21 protein-coding genes are annotated in these 21,898 nt (G+C 56.1%); 8 read left to right on the top strand and 13 right to left on the bottom strand.

All coding sequences use genetic code 11. The annotated features are described in order from the left end of the window. Window positions 1-24: 24 nt before the first annotated feature. From purQ to purC, 3 genes are all read right to left on the bottom strand, one after another. Complete coding sequence (gene purQ, locus ACR0JG_RS10515; RefSeq protein WP_480569608.1) at window positions 25-693, bottom strand: phosphoribosylformylglycinamidine synthase subunit PurQ; 669 nt, start codon at window positions 691-693, stop codon at window positions 25-27. Between the two features lie 25 nt (window positions 694-718). After that, entirely contained in the window at window positions 719-949 is a 231-nt protein-coding gene (gene purS, locus ACR0JG_RS10510) for a phosphoribosylformylglycinamidine synthase subunit PurS (protein ID WP_010439914.1), read from the bottom strand. A gap of 100 nt (window positions 950-1,049) precedes the next feature. Further along, window positions 1,050-1,805, bottom strand: a complete 756-nt coding sequence (purC, locus tag ACR0JG_RS10505) for a phosphoribosylaminoimidazolesuccinocarboxamide synthase (RefSeq protein ID WP_170393164.1) — start codon at window positions 1,803-1,805, stop codon at window positions 1,050-1,052. A gap of 187 nt (window positions 1,806-1,992) precedes the next feature. Here purC and ACR0JG_RS10500 point away from each other — a divergent pair, with 187 nt between their 5' ends. Both ACR0JG_RS10500 and bmt read left to right on the top strand, forming a co-directional pair. Then, entirely contained in the window at window positions 1,993-2,313 is a 321-nt protein-coding gene (locus tag ACR0JG_RS10500) for a DUF1476 domain-containing protein (protein WP_170393165.1), read from the top strand. Between the two features lie 121 nt (window positions 2,314-2,434). Next, entirely contained in the window at window positions 2,435-3,448 is a 1,014-nt protein-coding gene (gene bmt, locus ACR0JG_RS10495; protein ID WP_480569605.1) for a betaine--homocysteine S-methyltransferase, read from the top strand. Window positions 3,449-3,456: 8 nt separating this feature from the next. On the opposite strand, the gene ACR0JG_RS10490 is transcribed toward bmt, so the two are convergent. From ACR0JG_RS10490 to ACR0JG_RS10445, 10 genes are all read right to left on the bottom strand, one after another. Continuing rightward, entirely contained in the window at window positions 3,457-4,233 is a 777-nt protein-coding gene (locus ACR0JG_RS10490; RefSeq protein WP_170393167.1) for an enoyl-CoA hydratase-related protein, read from the bottom strand. A 73-nt stretch (window positions 4,234-4,306) separates the two neighbouring features. After that, window positions 4,307-4,762: a cytochrome c-type biogenesis protein gene (locus ACR0JG_RS10485; RefSeq protein WP_480569602.1), complete on the bottom strand. Its 456-nt coding sequence runs from the start codon at window positions 4,760-4,762 to the stop codon at window positions 4,307-4,309. After that, a complete protein-coding gene (locus ACR0JG_RS10480; RefSeq protein WP_480571078.1) occupies window positions 4,759-6,723 on the bottom strand; it encodes a heme lyase CcmF/NrfE family subunit in 1,965 nt (654 codons plus the stop codon). The genes ACR0JG_RS10485 and ACR0JG_RS10480 overlap by 4 nt, the downstream gene beginning before the upstream one ends. A 74-nt stretch (window positions 6,724-6,797) precedes the next feature. Continuing rightward, complete coding sequence (locus tag ACR0JG_RS10475; RefSeq protein ID WP_170595715.1) at window positions 6,798-7,376, bottom strand: holin family protein; 579 nt, start codon at window positions 7,374-7,376, stop codon at window positions 6,798-6,800. Next, window positions 7,367-7,978, bottom strand: coding sequence for a holin-associated N-acetylmuramidase (locus tag ACR0JG_RS10470; RefSeq protein WP_480569599.1), 612 nt, complete (start codon window positions 7,976-7,978; stop codon window positions 7,367-7,369). The genes ACR0JG_RS10475 and ACR0JG_RS10470 overlap by 10 nt, the downstream gene beginning before the upstream one ends. Window positions 7,979-8,125: 147 nt before the next feature. Further along, entirely contained in the window at window positions 8,126-8,572 is a 447-nt protein-coding gene (gene ccmE, locus ACR0JG_RS10465) for a cytochrome c maturation protein CcmE (protein ID WP_480569596.1), read from the bottom strand. Window positions 8,573-8,579: 7 nt separating this feature from the next. Then, window positions 8,580-9,608 (bottom strand): N-acetyl-gamma-glutamyl-phosphate reductase, encoded by a 1,029-nt coding sequence (argC, locus tag ACR0JG_RS10460; protein WP_223118092.1) that lies wholly within the window; start codon window positions 9,606-9,608, stop codon window positions 8,580-8,582. Between the two features lie 94 nt (window positions 9,609-9,702). Then, on the bottom strand, window positions 9,703-10,512 hold the full coding sequence (gene murI / locus ACR0JG_RS10455) for a glutamate racemase (protein ID WP_170405556.1): 810 nt from the start codon (window positions 10,510-10,512) through the stop codon (window positions 9,703-9,705). 8 nt (window positions 10,513-10,520) lie between these two features. Beyond that, the gene (locus tag ACR0JG_RS10450; RefSeq protein ID WP_170421435.1) at window positions 10,521-11,399 is read right to left on the bottom strand and encodes a lysophospholipid acyltransferase family protein; all 879 of its coding nucleotides are present in this window, start codon (window positions 11,397-11,399) and stop codon (window positions 10,521-10,523) included. A 78-nt stretch (window positions 11,400-11,477) separates the two neighbouring features. After that, a complete protein-coding gene (locus ACR0JG_RS10445; RefSeq protein ID WP_480569593.1) occupies window positions 11,478-14,897 on the bottom strand; it encodes an indolepyruvate ferredoxin oxidoreductase family protein in 3,420 nt (1,139 codons plus the stop codon). A 169-nt stretch (window positions 14,898-15,066) separates the two neighbouring features. Between ACR0JG_RS10445 and ACR0JG_RS10440 the strand changes: the two genes are divergently transcribed. From ACR0JG_RS10440 to grxD, 6 genes are all read left to right on the top strand, one after another. After that, window positions 15,067-15,975 carry a LysR family transcriptional regulator gene (locus ACR0JG_RS10440; RefSeq protein ID WP_170393176.1) on the top strand — a complete coding sequence of 303 codons (909 nt, stop codon included), beginning with the start codon at window positions 15,067-15,069 and terminating at the stop codon, window positions 15,973-15,975. A 269-nt stretch (window positions 15,976-16,244) separates the two neighbouring features. Next, a complete protein-coding gene (locus ACR0JG_RS10435; RefSeq protein ID WP_170393177.1) occupies window positions 16,245-18,491 on the top strand; it encodes a mechanosensitive ion channel family protein in 2,247 nt (748 codons plus the stop codon). A gap of 189 nt (window positions 18,492-18,680) precedes the next feature. Continuing rightward, complete coding sequence (purL, locus tag ACR0JG_RS10430) at window positions 18,681-20,840, top strand: phosphoribosylformylglycinamidine synthase subunit PurL (protein ID WP_170610483.1); 2,160 nt, start codon at window positions 18,681-18,683, stop codon at window positions 20,838-20,840. 138 nt (window positions 20,841-20,978) lie between these two features. After that, on the top strand, window positions 20,979-21,215 hold the full coding sequence (locus ACR0JG_RS10425; protein ID WP_170393179.1) for a BolA/IbaG family iron-sulfur metabolism protein: 237 nt from the start codon (window positions 20,979-20,981) through the stop codon (window positions 21,213-21,215). A 43-nt stretch (window positions 21,216-21,258) separates the two neighbouring features. After that, window positions 21,259-21,549 carry a hypothetical protein gene (locus ACR0JG_RS10420; protein WP_170393180.1) on the top strand — a complete coding sequence of 97 codons (291 nt, stop codon included), beginning with the start codon at window positions 21,259-21,261 and terminating at the stop codon, window positions 21,547-21,549. Next, window positions 21,536-21,898 (top strand): Grx4 family monothiol glutaredoxin, encoded by a 363-nt coding sequence (gene grxD, locus ACR0JG_RS10415; RefSeq protein ID WP_039535352.1) that lies wholly within the window; start codon window positions 21,536-21,538, stop codon window positions 21,896-21,898. Before ACR0JG_RS10420 ends, grxD begins: the two co-directional genes overlap by 14 nt.

The raw sequence follows: 21,898 nt of genomic DNA, 5'->3' as shown, positions 1-21,898 counted from the left end.
CGCGTCCCGACTGATGACCTCAAGTCACGCGGGCGTCAGCACCCCGGCCAATGCGCGGAAGAGCGCCGTCCCGTCAGTGCCTCCGTGGCCTGAATCCGCCGCTCGTTCTGGGTGGGGCATCATGCCTAACACGCGCCGGTTGTGCGATAAAATCCCTGCAATATCGTCACGCGAACCATTGGGATTTTCGGCATATGTGAAGGCAATGCGATCCTGATCCCTCAACTCGGCCAAGGTCTCATCGTCTGCGAAATAATTGCCATCGTGATGCGCAATCGGGATATCGATCACATCCCCGGCATTGTACCCTTCAGTAAAGGCGCTATCGCTGGTTTCGACCTTCAGACCGATCGTTTTGCAGATGTATTTCAGACCGGCATTGCGCAACAGCGCGCCAGGCAGAATTCCGGTTTCGGTCAGAACCTGAAAACCGTTGCAGATACCGACGGCATAGCCACCACGCTCGGTATGCGCGGCCAGCGCTTTGCAAATGGGCGATTGGGCCGCAATCGCGCCGCAGCGCAGATAGTCACCATAGGAAAACCCACCCGGAACACCGACAATATCTATGCCCTCGGGCAGCGCGGCATCTTTATGCCAGACCATATCGACGGAAAAACCGGCCTGCTCGAAGGCGACGGCAAGGTCCCGATCACAGTTGGAACCAGGAAAAACGATGACGGCTGCGCGCATGGCGGACCCTCCTAGGTCGGAAAACTCAGAGCAGTTCGATCTCGAAGCGTTCGATGACCGTGTTGGCCAACAGCTTTTCGCACATCTTGGTTACGTCCGCCTCGGTCGCGCCGTCTGCCAGTTCCAGATCGATCACCTTGCCCTGACGGACACCTTCGACCTGATCAAAGCCCATCGCACCCAATGCGTGACGCACAGCCTCGCCCTGCGGGTCCAGAACCCCGTTCTTGAGCATCACATGCACACGTGCTTTCATTTTCGAGAACTCCACTGATGGACCGCGCATCGATCCGTTTCGTTGGGCGCGGGATACCCCGCTTGGGCTTGTCGGACAACCCTGTCGATATGAGACAGGATCAGTTGATCAGCGTTGGTTTTGTGACATTGCTTTTGGGCAGAACGCCAAGACGGCGGGCGACCTCAGAATATGCATCAGTCAGACTACCCAGATCACGGCGGAACACATCCTTGTCCAGCTTCTGACCGGTTTCGATATCCCATAGACGGCAGCTATCGGGGCTGATTTCGTCCGCAATGATCAGTCGTTGGAAATCGCCTTCGAACACACGCCCGATCTCGATTTTGAAATCGACCAGACGAATACCAACCGCCAGCATCACGCCGCTCATGAAATCATTAACGCGCAGTGCAAGGCTCAGGATATCGTCCATATCCTGCTGGCTCGCCCAGCCGAATGCCGCAATGTGCTCTTCGGTCACCAACGGATCACCCAGCGCATCGTCCTTGTAGCAGTATTCAACAATCGGGCGCGGCAGTTGAGTACCCTCGGCGATACCGAGGCGTTTGGACATCGATCCGGCGGCATAGTTGCGGACGATCACTTCCAGTGGAATGATCTCACAATTCCGCACAAGTTGCTCCCGCATGTTCAGACGGCGAATAAAGTGCGTCGGAACTCCGATCTGGGCCAGACCGGTCATGAAGAATTCGCTCAACCGGTTGTTCAGAACGCCCTTTCCATCGATCACGTCTTTCTTCTCGGCGTTGAAAGCTGTGGCGTCATCCTTGAAGTACTGCACGATGGTGCCCGGCTCGGGACCTTCATACAGGATCTTGGCTTTACCTTCGTAAATCTTCTTGCGACGCGCCATGAGCGACCTTTCCAGTCTGGGGAAAGGGAATGAGTCCCTTCACGTTGGCGCCCTCATAGTGCAAGCCCCGCTTTCCCGCAAGTTCGCAACCCCGAGAGGCTTTGACGCAGCGCAAATACCTTGCGCACAGGGCGTCGTATAGTCATATCATCAGAAAAGAACATCTAACCCAAGAGGTCCCCAACCAATGACCACATTCGACGAACGTGAAGCCGCGTTTGAAAACAAATTCGCTCATGACGAAAAGATGCAGTTCATCGCCCGGATGCGCCGCAATCGATTTATGGCTGTATGGGCCTCGGCGCTGAAAGGCGAGACTGTGGAACAGGCGCGTAAATACGGGCAGGAACTGGTCCACACCGACCTGCAAAATGTCAGCGAAGACGATGTTGTCGAGGCGGTCAAAGGATACCTCGGTGATCTCGCGGATGAGGCTAAAATCCGCGAGAAGATGGTCGAACTTCTGGTCGAAGCCAAAGAGCAGGTGATGGCAGAAGCCGAGTCCTGATGCCTGAGCTTCAAAACTCATGATCTTCATGAGTTTTATGAATTTGATTTGACGCCCCGGTCATGAGACACGGGGCGTCTCATATTTTTACGGGCTGTGGCCCCAATTTTGGAATACTCCAATGACAAACGCGCTCAGCAACCTTCTGGAAACCGTAGACGTCATTCTGGCGGATGGCGCGACCGGGACGAACCTGTTCAACATGGGCCTGCAATCAGGCGATGCGCCGGAATTGTGGAATGTCGATGCGCCTGACAAGATTCGTGCTCTGTATCAGGGCTCGGTCGATGCCGGCAGTGATCTGTTTTTGACAAACACATTTGGTGGAACAGCCGCGCGTTTGAAGTTACACGACGCCCAGAACCACGTGGCCGAGCTGAACCGTACTGGCGCTGAACTGGGTCGCGAAGTCGCTGATAAAGCAGGCCGCCCAATCATCGTGGCCGGATCCGTTGGTCCGACCGGCGAGATCATGGAACCTGTCGGTAGCCTCTCACACGCCGAAGCCGTCGAGATGTTTCATGAACAAGCTGAGGCATTGAAGGCCGGAGGCGCAGATGTTCTGTGGCTTGAGACCATAAGCGCGCCGGAAGAATTCCGGGCTGCGGCAGAAGCGTTCGCTCTGGCAGATATGCCGTGGTGCGGCACCATGAGTTTTGACACGGCTGGCCGCACAATGATGGGTGTTACATCTTCTGATCTCGCAATGATCGTGGAAACTCTGCCCAATCCTCCAGTTGCGTTCGGGGCGAATTGCGGCACTGGTGCCTCGGATATACTGCGGACGGTGCTTGGGTTCGCTGCCCAAGGAAACGAACGTCCACTGATTTCCAAGGGCAACGCAGGGATCCCGAAATATGTGGACGGTCATATCCATTATGATGGAACGCCTGAACTGATGGGCCAGTACGCCGCCATGGCGCGCGATGCAGGTGCAACGATCATTGGCGGTTGCTGTGGCACTATGCCTGCGCATTTGCGCAAAATGCGCGAGGCGTTAGATAACGGTCCGCGCGGCGAGCGCCCGACCCTGGATCAGATCGTATCGGCGCTTGGTCCGTTTACCTCAGCCTCAGATGGCACTGGGGACGAGGCCGTTCCCGAACGGCGCACTCGTCGCCGCCGCCGGGCCTGATTGAATGATCAGCGCCCTTCGAATTTCGCAGGGCGCTTTTCAAGAAATGCTACGACGCCTTCGGCAAAGTCTCGGGTACGTCCGCATTCGCCCTGCAGGTGGGCTTCGGCTGCAAGTTGCTGAGGTAATGTTCTATCGTAAGTTCCCCGGATCGCTTGTTTGATCGCGCGAAACCCAGAGGTTGGGCCATTCGCCAAATACGCAGCTCTCTTGCGCCAATGAGCGTCGAACTCATCATCCGCAACCGCTTCCCAGATCAATCCCCATTCATCCGCCTGGCGCGCGCTGATCTTGTCTGCAAACAACGCTGCACCCATCGCTTTGGCAAACCCCATCTGACGCGGCATGAACCAGGTGCCGCCTGCATCGGGCAGCAGACCGATCCGAGCGAAAGCTTGCAGGAAATAGGCACTCTCGGTTGCTATCACCACATCGGCACAAAGTGCCAGGTTAGCCCCCGCCCCCGCTGCTGGTCCGTTAACTGCCGCTATAGTTGGCACGGGGCAATCATAGACAGCCTCAAGCATCGGTTCATATTCGTCCCGAAGCGCGCGTTCGAGGTCGATCTTTCCTGTGCTCGACGCGTCGCCAAGATCTTGCCCCGAACAAAAGGCAGGTCCAGCACCGGTCAGGACGATCGCGCGAGCGTGTTGCGCGGCGTCTTTCATTGCGTAGGTGATCTCGGCCCGCATCTGCGTAGTCAACGCATTCATCTTATCCGGCCGGTTCAATGTCAAAACCGCCAAGTTATCAGTAATGTCCAGAAGGACCGCTTCGTATTCCATGCAAAACCTCAGCTGCGCAGCGTTCTGCAAAACACTGACGCAAATGCGGAAAAAGGAAAAGAAGAACCGCGCGTCAGTCTTCCAGAATTCGGCGCAGACGCTCTTGTTCTTCCTCACTAAGGCCTTCTGAATGCGCTACTTCCTGATGCTGCGAACGCTTGCGCAAAAAGTTCCACCCCATGCCGGCCGCTATCAGCAGCATGACAGGAGCCGACAGCCATAACAACAGATTGGCGCCGGTCGCGGTAGGTTTCAGCAGCACATATTCGCCATAGCGATCAACGATGAAGTCCATAACCTCTTGATCAGTATCCCCCGCAACCAGACGTTCTCGCACCAAGATACGCAGATCACGCGCAAGTTCAGCATTGCTTTCGTCAATGCTTTCGTTCCGGCACACCAAGCAGCGCAGACCGGTACTGATATCCCGTGCTCGTGTCTCGAGCGCCGGGTCGTCAAGCACCTCATCCGGCTGAACAGCCATGACAGGTGACGCGATCAGAAGCAGGATCAACAGCAAGCGTTTCATTCGGCAGGAACCCCGCTTGCAGGCGTTTTTCGTGCACCGGCTGCAACCCTGAATCGGCGATCCGACAAGCTGAGCACACCGCCCAGAGCCATGAGGATACATCCGCCCCAAATCCAGTTGGCCAAAGGTTTGATATAGGTCCGCATCACCCAGCCGCCATCTGCTTGCTGATCCCCGATCACGACATACAGATCACGCAGAAAGCGATAATCGATCGCGGCTTCGGTTGTGGGCATCCGCGCGACCGGATAGTCGCGCTTTTCAGGGTTCAGGGTTGTAATATAGCGCCCGTCCTTTTCAGCGATCACATCCGCCATGGTCGAGAAATAGTTCGGCCCCTGTACCTGACGCACGTCTTGCAGCGTTAACGTGAACTGCCCAACCTCGAATGGCTGACCCGGTTGCGCGACACGAATATCCTCAACCTCCCACGCGGTCAGACCCGCGATTGCAAACATTGTGACACCCAAGCCAGTATGGGCCACCGCCTTGCCCCAATCCGCGCCCGGCAGTCGGAACAGGCGTGCCAGATTGCCTTTGCGGCCCGTGCGGCTCCAAAGATCGACAATGGCGCCGAAGGTGATCCACGCCCCAAGGAACAGGCCCACTGGTCCCAAGGCGCTGCGACCGGTCTGCATTACCCAGACCAGAATTGCGATCGCAACAGCCAGCACAAAGGCATAGCGCAAAGACCATGCCGCACGGCCCAGCCTGCCCCGCTTCCACGGCAGCATTGCACCAACAGGAAGAACGATTCCAAGGACAACCATGAATGGCGTAAATGCCGCATTGAAGAACGGCGCGCCCACCGAGAGCTTTCTGTCAAACGCCATCTCGGCCACCATTGGCCACATCGTACCAAAGAACACGACAAAGCAGCTAACGGCCAGCAAGATGTTGTTCAAAACCAACGCACTTTCGCGGCTGACCATTCCGAAGACACCTTTCGCCTCCATCGCCTGCGCACGTGCAGCAAACAGGGTCAATGCGCCGCCGGTAAAGATGATCAGAATGAACAGGATGAACACACCACGCTCAGGGTCATTGGCAAAGGCATGGACAGACGTCAGCAGCCCCGAGCGCACGATAAAGGTTCCGATCAGCGAAAACCCGAACGCAATGATCGCAAGCAAGATCGTCCAGCTTTTCAACGCCTCGCGTTTTTCGACCACGATGGCGGAATGCAGCAGCGCAGCGGCCAGCAGCCAAGGCATGAAGCTGGCATTCTCTACCGGGTCCCAGAACCAGAACCCGCCCCAGCCCAATTCGTAATAGGCCCACCAGGATCCAAGCGCGATGCCAATTGTCAGGAAAACCCAGGCCGCCAAAGTCCAAGGCCGCACCCAACGTCCCCAAGCCGCATCGACGCGGCCTTCAATCAGCGCGGCAACGGCGAAGCTGAACGCCATGCTGAGGCCCACATAGCCCAGATACAGGAACGGCGGATGGAAGGCCAAACCGGGGTCCTGCAACAGCGGGTTCAGGTCCCGGCCATCAAACGGAGGGACAGGCAGCCTATCAAACGGGTTCGACGTGAACAGGATAAAGGCATAGAACGCCACGCCGATCGACGCCTGAACAGCCAGAACCCGTGCCTTCAAGGTCGGAGGCAAACCAGCCCCGAAAATGGCGGCCATCGCGCCGAATATTGCGACAATCAGGACCCATAACAGCATCGAGCCTTCATGGTTTCCCCAAGTCCCGCTGATCTTGTAGAGCATCGGCTTTGCCGAATGGCTGTTTTCGACCACGATCCGCAACGAGAAGTCAGATGTGGTAAACGCCCAGACCAGCGCACCAAAAGAAAACGAGGCCAAAATGAGCTGCGTGATGGCTGCCGGTTCGGCAAAAACCATCCACCCATTCCAGCGTTTTGCAGCCCCAATCAACGGCACCACGGTTTGGACGATGGCGACGAGGAAGGCTAGGATCAGTGCGAAGTGGCCGAGCTCTGTAATCATGGCCTGCTTATACTGCGGCACCGGTGCAAGTGCCATTCACATTCGCCTCGGATCACCGCACATAATGTCGCGCCTCAGGTCTTTCGTAGCCGCTTCCAGTCCTCCAATGCAGGGTTCGAATCCGGCTGGTTGACTGCTTCGGCCAACGATGCGTCCGAGCCAGTATCGGCGACACCCGGACTGTCATCACGCAACCCGCGGATCGTTTCAAGATTGGCGATCACCTCAGGCGCCCTCAGCATTGTCGCGCTGATTTCCCTTTGAAAATCCTGCGCTTTGATCTGATGCCGCGCGCCAAAGTAAAACGACACGATCACCCCTAACAGCCACCACAGTGGCTCTGGCACCAGCGCAATTCCCTGCATTCGTGCTGCGAACCACAACGGATCGATCATGGCGGCCAGAAACAAACCCAATGTTCCCAAAGCCAGCGCCGGTCGCGGAAGGCGATTCAGCCCATCCATGAATCGATCAAACCTGGTTTTGCTTGGAGCTTGGAATTCAGTGCCGAATTGCGCCATGGCCGCACCGCGCAGTTCGACAGAACGCTCGGCACCGCTTTCTACATTTTCGCGAAACACTTCCGCAGTTTCGCGAACCACATTGCGACCTCCGCCAAACAAGAGCGCCAACAAACCCGAGATCAAACCCATCCTGAAACCCTTTTCTGAAACGCGTCCTCGCTCAGATGATACTTGGGCGATAAAAACTCTTCGGCACGCTTGATCCATCCGCCTTTGCCGCCCGCGCGAGTTCTGGCATATTTGCGAAGAGCGATCCGCCGGTCTGCTAAACGGAAGTAATAGTTTCGTCTTGCGACCCCATAGGCATCACGAAACACCAGAGGCTTTGGACTAGCCGCCTCCCGGCTAGCCTGCGCAGTCTGAGGGCCGATGACCCCGTCAACCGTAATGTAATACTCCATCTGCCGCAGCAGGTTCTGCAGGATTTTCACCGCTTGAGCTCCTGCATTGACGTACATGTCGAACACGGATGCCTGTACGGCTTTCGGCAGCACCTGAAGGCGTGGTTTCTCAAAATAGTGTTCCAGAAAAATATCGACGGCCTGCGCTTTGCTAAGCATGCGCACGTCTTGTTGCGTCACCGAACCATCTCGGTCCAGATCAAGACCCAATCGGCGCATGGTATGGATCGTCACCCCGTATTTCGTGGCACCGCCGGGATCATCGGGGTCATCCACAAAACCACCTTCCCGCGCCACGATCCCTTTTGCAATCTGTCGTACCGTCAACATCGTCACCCCTATGCCAAATTTTGGCAAACGGTCGGACAATTTCGTTAACACCACTGCAAAACAAAGGGCGCTGCCTACCTCTCGCACGCAACGCCCCGCTTCTTCTGTTTAGAAATTTGACGCCGATGGCATTCAGCGATGCTGCATTCAGCTATCGCCTGATTCCTGATAAACGCCTTGCTCTTTTAATGCGTCCACAACCTCTTTTGGCATGTAGGTTTCATCGTGTTTCGCAAGGATTTCAGTGGCTTCAAAGACTCCGTTCACATAACTTCCGGTGCCCACCATACCCTGATTTTCCGAGAACAGATCAGGCAGAACACCGGTAAAAGCGACCTTTACGCTTTCACCGCCGTCGGTCACGACGAAATGCACAGTCTCACCCTGCCCGCGAATGATCGAACCTTCTTCGACCAATCCACCGAGACGGAACACCTCGGTCGGTTTCGGCGGTTCTGCAATCACCTGACTGGGTGAGCGGAAAAAGTTGATGCCATCACGCATCGCATATCCGATCAGACCCGTCGCCAGTATCAGGGCCGCAACAGCCACTAGAATGACTTGTACACGACGACGTTTCTTAAGCGTTTTCATACCGTCCTCACGGGAACAAGGGGGCCATCATCAGACCCAGGGTTTCATCCTCACCTAACATCAGGTTGGCGTTCTGCAAGGCTTGCCCACTGCTACCTTTTGTCAGGTTATCCAATGCTGCCACCACGATTGCACGGCGTTCGATCCGATCTCCAACGACACCGATATGGCAGAAGTTCGACCCCCGCACATGGTGGGTCGACGGCGTCTCGCCAAATGGCAGCATCTCAATGAAGGGCTCGGCTTCATAGGCCGATTGAAGTGTCTCATACACGCTCTGCGGGTCACCCTTTACATAGGTTGTGGCCAGAATACCCCGGTTGGCTGGGATCAGGTGCGGTGTGAACTGCACATGCACCGTCCGTCCAGCCAGTTCCGTGAATTCCTGATCAAACTCGCCCAGATGCCGGTGCGTCCCGCCAACGGCATATGCGTTCGCCCCTTCACTGAGTTCTGCGTGCAATAGATTCTCTTTCAGCGCCCGACCTGCGCCCGAGACCGCGCATTTCAGGTCCAGAATGATGTCATCCAGATCAATCACACCCGCCGAAATCAGCGGACGCAGCACATACTGACCCGTCGCGGCATTGCATCCGGTCCCGGCAACCAGCCGAGCGCCGCGGATTTCGTCACGGTAGAACTCGGTCAGACCATAAACCGCCTCTTCCTGATGCCCAAGCGCGGCATGTGAATTCCCATACCACTTCTTGTATTCGTCGCCATCGCGAAGCCGGAAATCTGCCGACAGGTCAACAATTTTCAAGGTGTTGGGCAGTTCACGAATGACTTCCTGACTGGTCTTGTGCGGCAAAGCGCAGAAACACAGGTCGATTTGGCTAAAGTCGATCTCGGAAATCTTGCAAAGCACCGGCAAATCCATATGGCGCAGATGCGGAAATACCTGCGCCATTGTCTGCCCAGCCTTCCGCTCGGCGGCCAGAGCTTTGATTTCCATATTCGGATGCCCGGCGATCAGCCGCACGAGTTCCGCGCCGGTGTAACCAGAAGCGCCAAGAATTGCGATTTTGTGGGTCATGTCAGACCTCTTTCATTCATGTGTCACATGGGGTGACCGCCGCTGTGACGGTCAACGAATTACGGAATCGGAAAAGCGCCGTCCTTGACCTAGGTCAGGCGGCTTCAAAGGTGATTTGTCGTCGGAGGAACTGAGTCGCGCGATCCGTCACAACGCCCGGCTTACCCGTTGTCAGGAAGCCATCGGTGCCCTCACCCAGCATATTCGGATGCCGTTGCAAGTAGTCTGCAAGGCTTTCCGCAACCAGATCACCCTGGCTATAGACTTTCACATCCGGTCCGAGCGCCTGCTGAAACGTCTCTGCCATCAGCGGGTAATGCGTACAGCCCAGAATGGCTGCTTGCGGTTCCGGCATCTTGCGCTTCAGAGCATCCACATGGCTGCGTACCAAAGCCTCGGCCAAGATCATGTCGCCCTCTTCGATGGCGTCCACCACCCCGCCGCAGGCTTGCGCCTCGACATCAACCCCGATCGCCCGAAACGCCAGCTCCCGCTGAAACGCACGGCTCGACACAGTCGCGGGCGTCGCAAACAGCGCAACATGCTGCACCTGAACCTCACGCGGCGGAGAGTTGTCGCCCCATTGCCGTTCAGTCAGCGCCTCAATCAAAGGCACAAATACGCCCAGTACACGCTTTCCTTCTGGCACGCCCGCTTCTTGCATCCGACGCAGGGCGGCGGCGCTTGCGGTATTGCAGGCCAGAATCACCAGATTGCAGCCGCGATCCCAAAGGTCCTGCACAGCGTTTCGTGTCAGGTTAAAGATATCCTCGGCATCGCGCACACCATAAGGCGCATGCGCGCTGTCCGCGAAATAAAGAAAATCAACGTCGGGCAGACGTTTCTGCGCGGCGTTCAGGACGGTCAAACCACCCAATCCGGAATCAAAGATACCTACTGCCATTTGCCCCTTCAGGCGCGATGCCGTTCCTCGAATTCATAGCCATAGTCATAAGACTTCAATGGCTCTGGAGACAGCTCATACGTGGCTTTGCGCAGGAAATCCATCATCTTGCGCGTATCCTTGCCCAGCGGGTCCAGAATGTCGCGCCCAATGGGGTCTCCTACAACCACGCGGACGGGGGTATCGACACGTTTCTTGAACTCTTTGATCAGCAACCCCATCCGCAGAGTGTTGTGCAGATGGCTGGCAATCTGGAACAAACGCGAGGTGTGACCATCGAAGAAAACCGGCACAACGGTCGCATTGGATTTGGCAACCATCCGCGCTGTAAATCCGCGCCACCCTGGATCCATCGGATGAGAAAATGGCTTGGCCGCAGTGCTGACGGTGCCACCCGGGAAGATCCCGATTGCACCACCATCGCTTAGGTAGTTCAGAGCGGTTTTGCGGGTCGCAAGATTCAGCTTCATCGCATCTTTTGTGGCATCAAACGAAATTGGCAGCACGATGCTGTTCAGGTCTTCAGCTTTGCGAAAAACATGATTGGCGAGAATGCGAAAGTCTGTCCGAGTCTGAGACAGGATGTGTCCCATCATTAGCCCGTCTAGAATGCCATAAGGATGGTTCGCAATTAGGATCAATGGCCCATCTTTTGGGATGTTCGACAACGCACCGCCCACCACATCTAATGTCAGCCCATATCGATCCACCATTACGGACCAAAAATCACGCCCCTGTGCGACCTCCTGCTCATACCCGTCAGCGCGGCGGATAAGACGCAGACGACCGGTGGTGTTTTCCATCAACTTGATCACCATCCGCCCGCTCCGCGTTTCTGCGGAATGGGCGTAAGAGATGTCACGAGCGACGTGATGGCGCGAGGGCATTGGCTACTCCGGTTTGCTGCCGCTTAGATAAGGCCGGGTAGCCAGTTTGCATAGGTTTGATGACAAGCTTGTAAAGCCTCACTCTGCCGCAGCTTTCATCTGAGGCCCGCCATCGCGAATAACAGCCAACAATTCCTCGCGACGTTTCGCAGCCTTGGCTTCATTCGCGACCAAAACCGGACCGAAACCGCGAATGTCCAATGGCAGAGCCGCAAGGGCCGCGATCGCATCACTGGTTTCGGGTGTCAGGCTGGGCAAAACCTCTTTCATGTCCTTTTCATACTGGCGGATCAGAGCACGCTCCATTTTGCGCTCTGTCGTGTAGCCAAAGATATCCAGCGGAGTGCCGCGCAAACCTTTCAGCTTGGCTAGAACCTTCAACGGACCAAGAAACCACTCTCCGAACGCTTTCTTGGCCGGGCGTCCATTGTCGCCCTTCGTCCCCAGGGTTGGCGGCGCAAGATGGAAGGTCATCTTAAAGTCACCATCAAACTCGGCCTCCGCCTTCTGGCGACTGTCGAGCAGCAATCGGGCGACTTCATATTCATCCTTATATGACAAAAGCTTATGGTAGCCTTTGGCAATAGCCTCACGAACGTGTTGATCTTCGACGCTGTCGACCAGCTTGCGATAACGTTTCGCCAACCGCTTGTTCTGATAGTCGATCAGGTGCGCAGCGCGGAATTCGATCACTTGATCGAGGGTCTTTGGCAACTCTGCCACGTTGGGGCGCAAAATACTGGCCACGTCGTTGGGGTGGGTCACCGCCCAGCGACCAACTTCAAAGGCGCGTTTGTTGCGCTCGACCGCCGCGCCGTTCAACTCAATAGCACCCATAATCGCTTGGTGACTGATCGGTAGCAGACCACGCTGCCAGGCTGCGCCAAAGACCATCATATTGGAGTAGATTGAGTCGCCCATCACGGCTCGCGCCAGATCGGTGGCATCGAAAAGTGCCACCCCATCTTTCAACCGCGCCTGCAGCGCAAGCTGCAATTGATCGCTGGGGATTGTGAATTCTGTATCGCGCGTGAAGTCACCGGTGATAATTTCATGACTGTTCACAACAGCGCCGGTCTGGCCGGTTTGCGTGAGGCCAAGCGTCTTGGCTCCGGCCGATACCACCAGATCACCGCCGATCAGCGCATGCGCCTCGCCAGTGGCAACACGGATCGCGCTGATATCATCGGGCCGGTTGGCCAGACGGCAATGGATATGTACGGCGCCGCCCTTCTGTGCGAGGCCGGCCATTTCCATCATACCGGCACCCTTGCCGTCGATTTGTGCGGCTTGCGCCAGAACCGCCCCGATGGTGACAACGCCTGTGCCACCAACGCCGGTGATCACGACATTATGGGTGCCGTTGATCTGTGGCAAAACGGGGTCCGGTAGGTCGGGCAAGTCGAGGTCGGTCGTCGCCTCTTTGCGGATTTTCGCCCCTTCAACGGTTACAAAAGACGGGCAGAACCCGTTCAAGCAGGAAAAATCCTTGTTGCAGCTTGACTGATCAATTGCACGCTTGCGGCCAAGTTCGGTCTCTTTCGGTACGATGGAAACGCAGTTCGACTGAACGCCGCAATCTCCGCAACCCTCACAGATATCGGTATTTATGAACACTCGCTTATCTGGGTCGGGGAACGTGCCGCGCTTGCGTCTCCTGCGCTTTTCAGCTGCGCAGGTCTGAACATAAACAATGACCGATACACCCTCGATTTCGCGGAATTTTTCCTGAACCTGCATCAGTTTTGAACGCTCGAACGTCTCAACGCCCGAAGGCAACGCACCAAAATTCACATCTTCTTTTTCGTCGTAAACGACAGCGACGTTGCTGACTCCCATCGCGCGGACCTCGGCGACGATGCGTTCGGCACTTAGCCCACCTTCGTTCTCCTGACCTCCGGTCATCGCAACGGCGTCGTTATAGAGGATCTTAAAGGTGATATTTGTGCCCGCAGCCAGTGCCGCCCGGATCGCCTGCACGCCGGAATGGTTATAGGTGCCATCGCCGAGGTTTTGGAACACATGCTGTGTGGTTGAAAACGGAGCCTCGCCAATCCAGTTCGCCCCTTCGCCGCCCATCTGGGTGAAACCGGTGGTTTCGCGATCCATCCACTGCACCATGTAGTGACAGCCAATCCCGGCATAGGCTCGGCTGCCATCAGGCAGCTTGGTTGAACTGTTATGCGGACATCCTGAACAAAAGTATGGTAAACGCGCCGCGATTTCCTGCGCATTGTCAGCCCGGCGCGCTTCGGACAGCGCCTCCAGTCCGGCACGAACGCCATCTGTATCCCGCCCCTCTTCGATCAGGATCTCACCCAGCTTCTCGGCAATCATGATCGGGTCGAGCGCTCCTCGGGTCGGGAACAGTTCTTCGCGGTGCAGCGTCCCCGCGCCGCCTTTGTACCAGCCATAAACACGGCGCCCACGACGGTCGTCAAAGATCGCTTCTTTGACCTGAACTTCGATCAGCTTGCGCTTTTCCTCGACGATCACGATCAGGTCCAGTCCCTCAGCCCAATCGTGGAAGCCCTTCATATCCAAAGGGAAAGTCTGACCGACCTTATAGGTGGTAATGCCTAGCCGTTCGGCCTCATCCGCGTTGATGTTCAGCAGCGACATGGCATGAGTCAGATCAAGCCAGTTCTTACCCGCCGCCACAAACCCAATCTTGGCGCCCGGTTTTCCCCAGACCCTTTTGTCTAGCTTGTTGGCGTGCGAAAAGACCTCTGCCGCAAAGCGCTTGTGGTCGATTACGCGCGCTTCCTGCAGATGCGGCGTATCACCCAGCCGAATATTCAGCCCACCCTCTGGCATATCGAATTGAGGGGTGACCAGCTGCATTCGGTCAGGGCGGCCATCTACGACGGAAGTCACTTCGATCGTGTCTTTCATCGTTTTCAGCCCGACCCAGACCCCGGCGAACCGGCTAAGCGCGAACCCATAGATGCCATAGTCTAGAATTTCTTGCACACCAGCGGGGCTGACCACGGGCATGTACATGTCCACCAGTGACCATTCCGACTGATGTAAAACGGTGGAGCTTTCACCCGTGTGATCATCGCCCATGGCCATCAATACACCGCCATGTTGCGCCGTGCCCGCCATATTGGCATGGCGCATCACATCACCGGATCGATCTACGCCCGGCCCCTTGCCATACCAGAGCCCAAAAACACCATCGAATTTTCCGTCGCCACGCAGCCCCGCCTGTTGGCTGCCCCACAATGCGGTTGCAGCCAGATCTTCGTTCAATCCGAATTGAAAGGTGACATCCTTTTCGGCAAGTTGCTTTTCTGCACGAGACATCTGAAGGTCTACAGCCCCAAGCGGAGACCCCCGATAGCCTGTGACCAGACCTGCTGTGTTCAATCCCGCCGCAGTGTCTCGTACTTTTTGCATCAGCATCAAACGCACCAGTGCCTGCGTGCCGTTCAGAAGGACCGGGCTTTTGGACAGGTCGAACCGGTCGTTGAGTGAAATTTTCGGCTGACTCATCTGACGTCTCCCCTCGTCGGATTAGTGTGCTTTATTCTCGTGCATATTAGGTCATAAATACTGACCTGCATAGTGATTTTACTCTATTCCGTAACGATTTCCGGGTTTCATTGTGGAATTTGTTACCTGTTTCATATAGGGCTGCGCGAGGATAACGAAAGTTGCGGCGATGGATTGGGACAAGCTCAGAATATTTCACGCGGTTGCAGACGCTGGCAGCCTCACACACGCGGGAGACAAGCTCAATTTATCTCAATCCGCGGTGAGCCGTCAGATCCGCGCGCTTGAAGAATCACTCGATGCAACCTTGTTCCACCGTCATGCACGCGGCCTGATTCTGACAGAACAAGGCGAATTGCTGTTCGATGCCACGACGGCCATGCTGAAACGTCTGGATGCCGCTGCGGCGCGTATCCGGGATAGTGAAGATGAGGTCTTTGGCGTACTGAGGGTGACCACCACCTTCGGGTTCGGCACGCTGTGGCTCGCCCCGCGCCTACCGAAGCTCTATGAACAGTATCCCGACCTCAATATCGACCTCATGCTTGAAGAGCGGGTGTTGGATCTGCCAATGCGTGAAGCCGATGTGGCCATCCGCATGAAAGAGCCCAGCCAGGCCGATCTCGTGCGCAAACGTCTGATGACTGTGCAGATGCTGCTCTATGCAACGCGCAGCTACTTGGATGCTCATGGTGGGGCGCCTGAAACGCTGGAAGACATTTCCAAGCACCGATTGATCTGCCAAACGCCCGCAGCCCCTCAGGTTGGGGCAAGCGCGTCGATGGTGCGTCACCTTATGACATACAATCCCGGCTCGTTGCTGACCGTGAACAACTATTTCGGCGTTCTTCAGGGCGTGCTGCATGATCTGGGTATCGGAGTACTTCCTGATTATGTGACCGAGGACTTCCCGGATCTGGTCCCCGTCATGTCAGACATCGAAAGTGCTGATGTCCCGGTTTACCTCGCCTACCCCGAAGAATTGCGTCATTCCAAGCGGATAGCGGCATTTCGTGACTTTGTGCAGGATGAGATAATCGCCCATCGCAAACAGCTAAGGCAATTGGGCAAGCTATAGCCATGCACTCAGAGCATAGCGGGCATGACGCCGGGGTCTGCTAATAGACCTTGATCGTTAATAAACTGATCCCTAAATGAGCACATGAAGGCGGTGATGCTGAAACGCTCATCATCTTCATACCTCCCTGTTGGACTACGGCCGAGCTTAGTGCTCGGCCTTTTTTTTGCGCCAGGCTGATGCAATTCAGTGGAAAGCACTGGGAAAATCCAACGCGTAGGCCTATGATCCCGAAAAAACACCTAAATTTCGTGTTCGAGGGCTAATTCATGTTCCACTCATTCCGCCTATTGTTGGCGATGATTTCAGTCTTGTTCCTGGCCGTGCCACTTCATGCACAAGACACAAGCACAACCGCTACAGTTGAAATTCCCGAAGATCTGACGCCAGAACAGGTTGATGATCTGGTTGCGCGCATGTCTGACGACCAAGTACGGGCAATCCTTCTGGAACGCCTTGACGCTGTTGCCGAAAAGCAAGCGGCAGAAAAGGAAGGTCAGGAAGACCCGCTGACCGAGCTCAATGAGATCTGGGCAGAAATGGTCGCATCCTGGACACATGTTCTGACCACAGTTCCCAATATCATCAGTGCGCAAATCACTGCATTTAGCAATTTCTCTGACAAATTGGGGGGCGCTGGTGTTCTGACGCTAATGGGGCTGGTGCTCTCGGTCCTGATAGTCGGCTTCATTGCTGAGAAGCTATTTATTTTTCTGACCCGCCGCTGGCATGAGGCAACCGAGCCCTCGGGTGACGCTGATCTCAGAGGCGCTGTGAACTATCTGTTCCGCCGATTTTGCCGCGAAATTGCAGGGCTTATCGTATTCTACGTCGTCATTCGGGCGATTGGCCGAGGATTGCTGAGCCCCGAGCAGATCATCTATGCAGCCCCATTTGTATTCTACCTAATCTGGGTGCCGCGTCTGGGGGCAGCAGTCTCGCGCTTTGTTCTTGCGCCGCAAAAGCCACAATTCCGATTAGTAAACATTGACGACCACTGGGCAAAATACCTGCATCGCAACCTGATCGGTCTGCTGATCCTTATCGGCTTTACCTTGTTCGTACTAAGGTTCAACGCGCTCAACGGGGTAACCGGCGATCAGACGCGCATCGGTTTTTGGCTGAACGCAGCAATCCACGTCTATATTGGCATAATCGCCTGGACTGCGCGCGAAGGTTTGTCACAGATGATGCTGGGTACCGACCCGGACCACACCAAGTTCGACGAAGAAGTCGCGCGGTATTACCCGTATTTTGCAATCGGCGTTTCGGTTGTGATTTGGCTGCTGGTCGAATTCCTGGTGGCACAACGCAACCCGGCGCTGATCCGCGTGCTGTCCGGTGGAGCGCATTTCACAACCATGTTCTGGCTGTTGATTGCACCTGCACTTGATACATTGATACGTGGTTTGGTGCGTCACCTGCAGCCGCCAATGTCGGGCGAAGGGCCATTAGCAGAACGCGCCTATCGATCGGCCAAGCGCAGCTATATTCGCATCGGTCGGGTGATTGCTGGCCTCTTCGTCGTCTTCATGATTTCCCGTGTTTGGCAGCTTGATCTGCGCCATGTTGCGTCTGCAGGTATCGGTGCCGAAGTTGGCGGCGCAATCATCGAGTTCCTGCTGATCATCGCTGTCGGTTACATCCTGAACGAGATCGTCTCGCTGTGGATTAACCGTCGTCTGGCTAAGGAACAGACAGCGGCCGAGGAGCTGGATGAAGAAGCCGGCGGAGAAGGTGGCGGCGCGGGTGGTTCGCGTCTGGCGACCGTTCTGCCCTTGTTGCGGATTACCGCACAAGTCACCATCTCGGTGATCTTCGGCCTACTGGCCCTGAGCGCTTTGGGCATCAACATCACGCCGCTGCTGGCTGGTGCTGGTGTTTTGGGTCTGGCCATCGGCTTTGGTGCGCAGAAACTGGTGGCCGATATCGTTGGCGGCATCTTCTTCCTGATCGATGACGCCTTCCGCGTTGGCGAATATGTAGATGTCGGCGGGACCATGGGAACGGTCGAGAAAATTTCGATCCGCTCAATGCAGCTTCGCCACCATCGTGGTCCGGTGCACACTATACCTTATGGCGAGATTCAAAAGCTCACCAACTTCAGCCGTGACTGGGTGATCATGAAGTTGAAATTTACTGTGCCGTTCGACACCGACCCCAACAAGGTCAAGAAGATCTTCAAGAAGATCGGTGCCGAGATGATGCAGGACGAGGTTCACAAAGATGGCTTCCTGCAGCCCTTCAAATCTCAGGGTGTGTTCGACTTCGACGATGTCGGTATGATCATCCGAGGCAAGTTCATGGCCAAGCCCGGTAAGCAATTCACACTGCGTAAGGAAATCTTTAACCGTGTGAAGGCCGAATTCAACGCAAATGGTATCGACTTCGCCCGCCGCGAGGTGCGCGTCGCCATCCCGGGGTTGGATGAGGCTGAGAACATAACTGAAGAACAAAAAGCTGCCGCCGGCGCAGCCGCCGCAGATGCGGTCAACAAAGGGCAAAACCCCGCCTGACACTTAGGCTTCGACACGTTTCAGCCGCTGGCTGAACCAAATCAGCACGCCTCTCAAATCGGAACCGGTCTTATAGCCGGTTCCGTTTTTTATTGCCCGATGACCCCTGTGCGGGTTTGGCTCTTTCCTCAAGCGGCCCATTGCCCTAAAAGGCCCGCAATCTCGGCCCACTTGGACACAGGACAGAAGATGCAAGAGCCCGCCATCACACCCGATCTGATTGCCGCACATGGGCTCAAGCCCGAGGAATACGACATGATCCTTGAGATCATCGGGCGTGAGCCGACCTTTACCGAGCTTGGCATCTTTTCAGCGATGTGGAACGAGCATTGTTCTTATAAGTCATCCAAGAAATGGTTGCGCACCCTTCCGACCTCTGGCCCTCAGGTTATCTGCGGCCCAGGCGAGAATGCGGGTGTCGTCGATATCGGCGACGGTCAGGCCGTGGTGTTCAAGATGGAAAGCCACAACCACCCTTCGTATATCGAACCTTATCAGGGCGCGGCGACCGGCGTGGGCGGCATCCTGCGGGATGTTTTCACCATGGGCGCACGGCCCATCGCCTCGATGAACGCACTGTCCTTTGGCGAGCCGGGCCACCATAAGACGCGCCAATTGGTGAACGGAGTGGTCGAGGGGATTGGCGGCTACGGCAACTGCTTCGGTGTGCCTTGCGTGGGTGGCGAAGTTCGGTTCCACCCGGCCTATAACGGCAACTGCCTTGTGAACGCGTTTGCCGCTGGTTTGGCTGACAGTGACAAGATTTTCTACTCGGCCGCTTCGGGCGTTGGGATGCCCGTCGTCTATCTGGGCGCAAAAACCGGTCGTGACGGTGTGGGCGGAGCAACCATGGCATCGGCCGAATTCGATGACACCATCGAAGAAAAACGCCCCACCGTTCAGGTCGGCGACCCCTTCACCGAAAAGCGCCTGATGGAAGCAACGCTGGAACTGATGCAGACCGGTGCCGTGATCTCGATCCAGGACATGGGCGCAGCGGGCTTGACCTGCTCGGCTGTAGAGATGGGCGACAAAGGTGGTCTGGGTGTGCGTTTGGACCTCGAGAATGTCCCGCAGCGCGAAGAGAACATGACAGCCTATGAAATGATGCTGTCGGAATCTCAGGAACGGATGCTGATGGTCCTCAAACCTGAGCTTGAGGCCGAGGCCCGCGCCGTGTTCGAAAAATGGGACCTCGATTTTGCCATCGTAGGCGAAACCATTGCCGAAGACCGTTTCCTGATCATGCACAATGGTGAGATCAAAGCCGATCTGGTCCTGTCTAAACTGTCCTCGACCGCGCCTGAATACGACCGCCCGTGGGAACCGACCCCTGAGTCCGCGCCACTGGAAGACGTACCACAGATCGATCCGATCGACGGTCTGCGCGCCCTGCTCTCTTCACCCAATTACGCAGGCAAACAATGGGTCTATGAGCAATACGACACCATGGTCATGGCGGATTCAACTCGCACGCCGGGTCTGGGCGCTGGCATGGTCCGCGTACATGGCACCGACAAGGTGCTAGCCTTTACCAGCGACGTAACCCCACGCTATGTCCGTGCAAACCCGGTGGAAGGCGGCAAACAAGCGGTGGCCGAGGCCTATCGCAACCTGACCGCCGTGGGGGCCAAACCACTTGCCACCACAGACAACCTGAACTTCGGGAACCCCGAAAAGCCCGAGATCATGGGTCAGTTCGTCGGCGCGATCCAAGGTATCGGTGCCGCCGTTGGTGCGCTGGATATGCCCATCGTGTCGGGCAACGTCTCGCTTTATAACGAGACTGACGGCCAGGCGATCCTGCCAACCCCCACCATCGGCGCGGTTGGTCTTCTTGCTCATAGCGACGAGATAATCGGAAACGAAGTTCGGGATGGCCATGTTGCGCTGGTCATCGGCGAAACCAACGGCCATATGGGTCAGTCCGCCCTGCTGGCCGAGGTATTCAACCGCGAGGACGGAGACGCGCCGCATGTTAATCTGGCTGCAGAGGCGCGCAACGGGGAATTCATCCGTGCCAATCGCGAGATGATCAAAGCATGTACTGATCTTAGCGATGGCGGCCTTGCACTGGCTGCGTTTGAACTTGCTGAAGCTGCAGGCGTCGGCGTTTGCCTGGATGATGCATCGTCCGAGTTCCTATTCGGCGAAGACCAGGCCCGTTATCTTGTGGCGTGCAACTTCGATCAAGCCGAGGCGCTGATGATCGCGGCCGGTCAGGCCGGTGTCCCGCTGGTCTCGGTTGGTCGATTTACCGGTGACAGCGTGAAGATCGGCAATTCCGAAGCTCCTTTGGCAGAACTGACCGAGACCTTCCGTCAGAGCTTTGCCGCCGCGGTCGCCTGATAAATCGTCTCTTCCGAATTCCAGAATTCTCGCGTCTTCCATAGGCGCGGGATTCGCGTATCTGAAAAATGCTCGACATCTTGCACGCCCGCTCCCATCACTCTACATCTTGGGAAAGACCTACAGGAGTGAACCTACATGCCGATGAGCGCCCACGAGATTGAAACCCTGCTGCGCGAAAGCTTTCCCAATGCGGAAATTCAGGTTGGTGGCAGCGATGGCGTGCACATGTCCGCCATGGTCGTGGACGAAAGCTTTCGCGGCAAAAACCGCGTTCAGCAACAGCGTGCGGTTTACGCCGCGCTGAAAGGCAAGATGGATGGATCTGATGGGGAATTGCACGCGCTGGCGTTGACGACGAAGGTACCTGAATGACACAGCACTACTTTCAAAAAAGCGCCTAAGTGGCTTTGAAAAGATGAGTGGCTGGCCCTTCTGGATATCTCTTCTTGGTGCATTGATAGTTGTCGCCGCCCTCATCGAAGCCTATGTCAAACGCAACAGAAAACGAAAACTGTCGGATATGCGCCCTGACCCCGATACGCTTAGCAAGGTTGGGGGAATTGAACGATACGGGCTTGATCCGGTGACGCTTGCACAAGCAGAACACCGGCGGCTTGAAGAAGAAGGATGGGCACCTGAACTGCCCGATAACCGAACGACCGCCGCGCAAGCGGATGAAAAGGAAAAGCAAGATGAGCGACGTTAAGACCCAGATCGACGAAACCGTCAAAGCCAACGATGTGGTGCTTTACATGAAAGGCACCAAAGAGATGCCGCAGTGCGGGTTCTCATCCCGGGTGGCCGGTGTTCTGAATTACATGGGTGTCGAATACACCGATGTGAACGTTCTGGCTGACGAAGCTGTGCGCCAGGGCATCAAGGACTACTCCGACTGGCCAACCGTGCCTCAGCTTTATGTCAAAGGCGAGTTTGTCGGCGGTTGCGACATTATCACTGAAATGACGCTGTCGGGTGAGTTGGACACGTTGTTCGATGAAAACGATGTGGGCTACAACAAAGACGCAGCGGACAAAATCCGCGAAGCAAACGCGTAA

Source organism: Ruegeria sp. AD5 (genome assembly GCF_056542345.1).
Note: the sequence above shows the minus strand (reverse complement) of the source record. Positions and strands in the feature narration are given on the sequence as shown.

Excerpts from the sequence above, each read along its gene's own strand:
- purQ (WP_480569608.1), bottom strand. The coding sequence starts at position 693 with ATGCGCGCAGCCGTCATCGTTTTTCCTGGTTCCAACTGTGATCGGGAC.
- purS (WP_010439914.1), bottom strand. The coding sequence starts at position 949 with ATGAAAGCACGTGTGCATGTGATGCTCAAGAACGGGGTTCTGGACCCG.
- purC (WP_170393164.1), bottom strand. The coding sequence starts at position 1,805 with ATGGCGCGTCGCAAGAAGATTTACGAAGGTAAAGCCAAGATCCTGTAT.
- ACR0JG_RS10500 (WP_170393165.1), top strand. The coding sequence starts at position 1,993 with ATGACCACATTCGACGAACGTGAAGCCGCGTTTGAAAACAAATTCGCT.
- bmt (WP_480569605.1), top strand. The coding sequence starts at position 2,435 with ATGACAAACGCGCTCAGCAACCTTCTGGAAACCGTAGACGTCATTCTG.
- ACR0JG_RS10490 (WP_170393167.1), bottom strand. The coding sequence starts at position 4,233 with ATGGAATACGAAGCGGTCCTTCTGGACATTACTGATAACTTGGCGGTT.
- ACR0JG_RS10485 (WP_480569602.1), bottom strand. The coding sequence starts at position 4,762 with ATGAAACGCTTGCTGTTGATCCTGCTTCTGATCGCGTCACCTGTCATG.
- ACR0JG_RS10480 (WP_480571078.1), bottom strand. The coding sequence starts at position 6,723 with ATGATTACAGAGCTCGGCCACTTCGCACTGATCCTAGCCTTCCTCGTC.
- ACR0JG_RS10475 (WP_170595715.1), bottom strand. The coding sequence starts at position 7,376 with ATGGGTTTGATCTCGGGTTTGTTGGCGCTCTTGTTTGGCGGAGGTCGC.
- ACR0JG_RS10470 (WP_480569599.1), bottom strand. The coding sequence starts at position 7,978 with ATGTTGACGGTACGACAGATTGCAAAAGGGATCGTGGCGCGGGAAGGT.
- ccmE (WP_480569596.1), bottom strand. The coding sequence starts at position 8,572 with ATGAAAACGCTTAAGAAACGTCGTCGTGTACAAGTCATTCTAGTGGCT.
- argC (WP_223118092.1), bottom strand. The coding sequence starts at position 9,608 with ATGACCCACAAAATCGCAATTCTTGGCGCTTCTGGTTACACCGGCGCG.
- murI (WP_170405556.1), bottom strand. The coding sequence starts at position 10,512 with ATGGCAGTAGGTATCTTTGATTCCGGATTGGGTGGTTTGACCGTCCTG.
- ACR0JG_RS10450 (WP_170421435.1), bottom strand. The coding sequence starts at position 11,399 with ATGCCCTCGCGCCATCACGTCGCTCGTGACATCTCTTACGCCCATTCC.
- ACR0JG_RS10445 (WP_480569593.1), bottom strand. The coding sequence starts at position 14,897 with ATGAGTCAGCCGAAAATTTCACTCAACGACCGGTTCGACCTGTCCAAA.
- ACR0JG_RS10440 (WP_170393176.1), top strand. The coding sequence starts at position 15,067 with ATGGATTGGGACAAGCTCAGAATATTTCACGCGGTTGCAGACGCTGGC.
- ACR0JG_RS10435 (WP_170393177.1), top strand. The coding sequence starts at position 16,245 with ATGTTCCACTCATTCCGCCTATTGTTGGCGATGATTTCAGTCTTGTTC.
- purL (WP_170610483.1), top strand. The coding sequence starts at position 18,681 with ATGCAAGAGCCCGCCATCACACCCGATCTGATTGCCGCACATGGGCTC.
- ACR0JG_RS10425 (WP_170393179.1), top strand. The coding sequence starts at position 20,979 with ATGCCGATGAGCGCCCACGAGATTGAAACCCTGCTGCGCGAAAGCTTT.
- ACR0JG_RS10420 (WP_170393180.1), top strand. The coding sequence starts at position 21,259 with ATGAGTGGCTGGCCCTTCTGGATATCTCTTCTTGGTGCATTGATAGTT.
- grxD (WP_039535352.1), top strand. The coding sequence starts at position 21,536 with ATGAGCGACGTTAAGACCCAGATCGACGAAACCGTCAAAGCCAACGAT.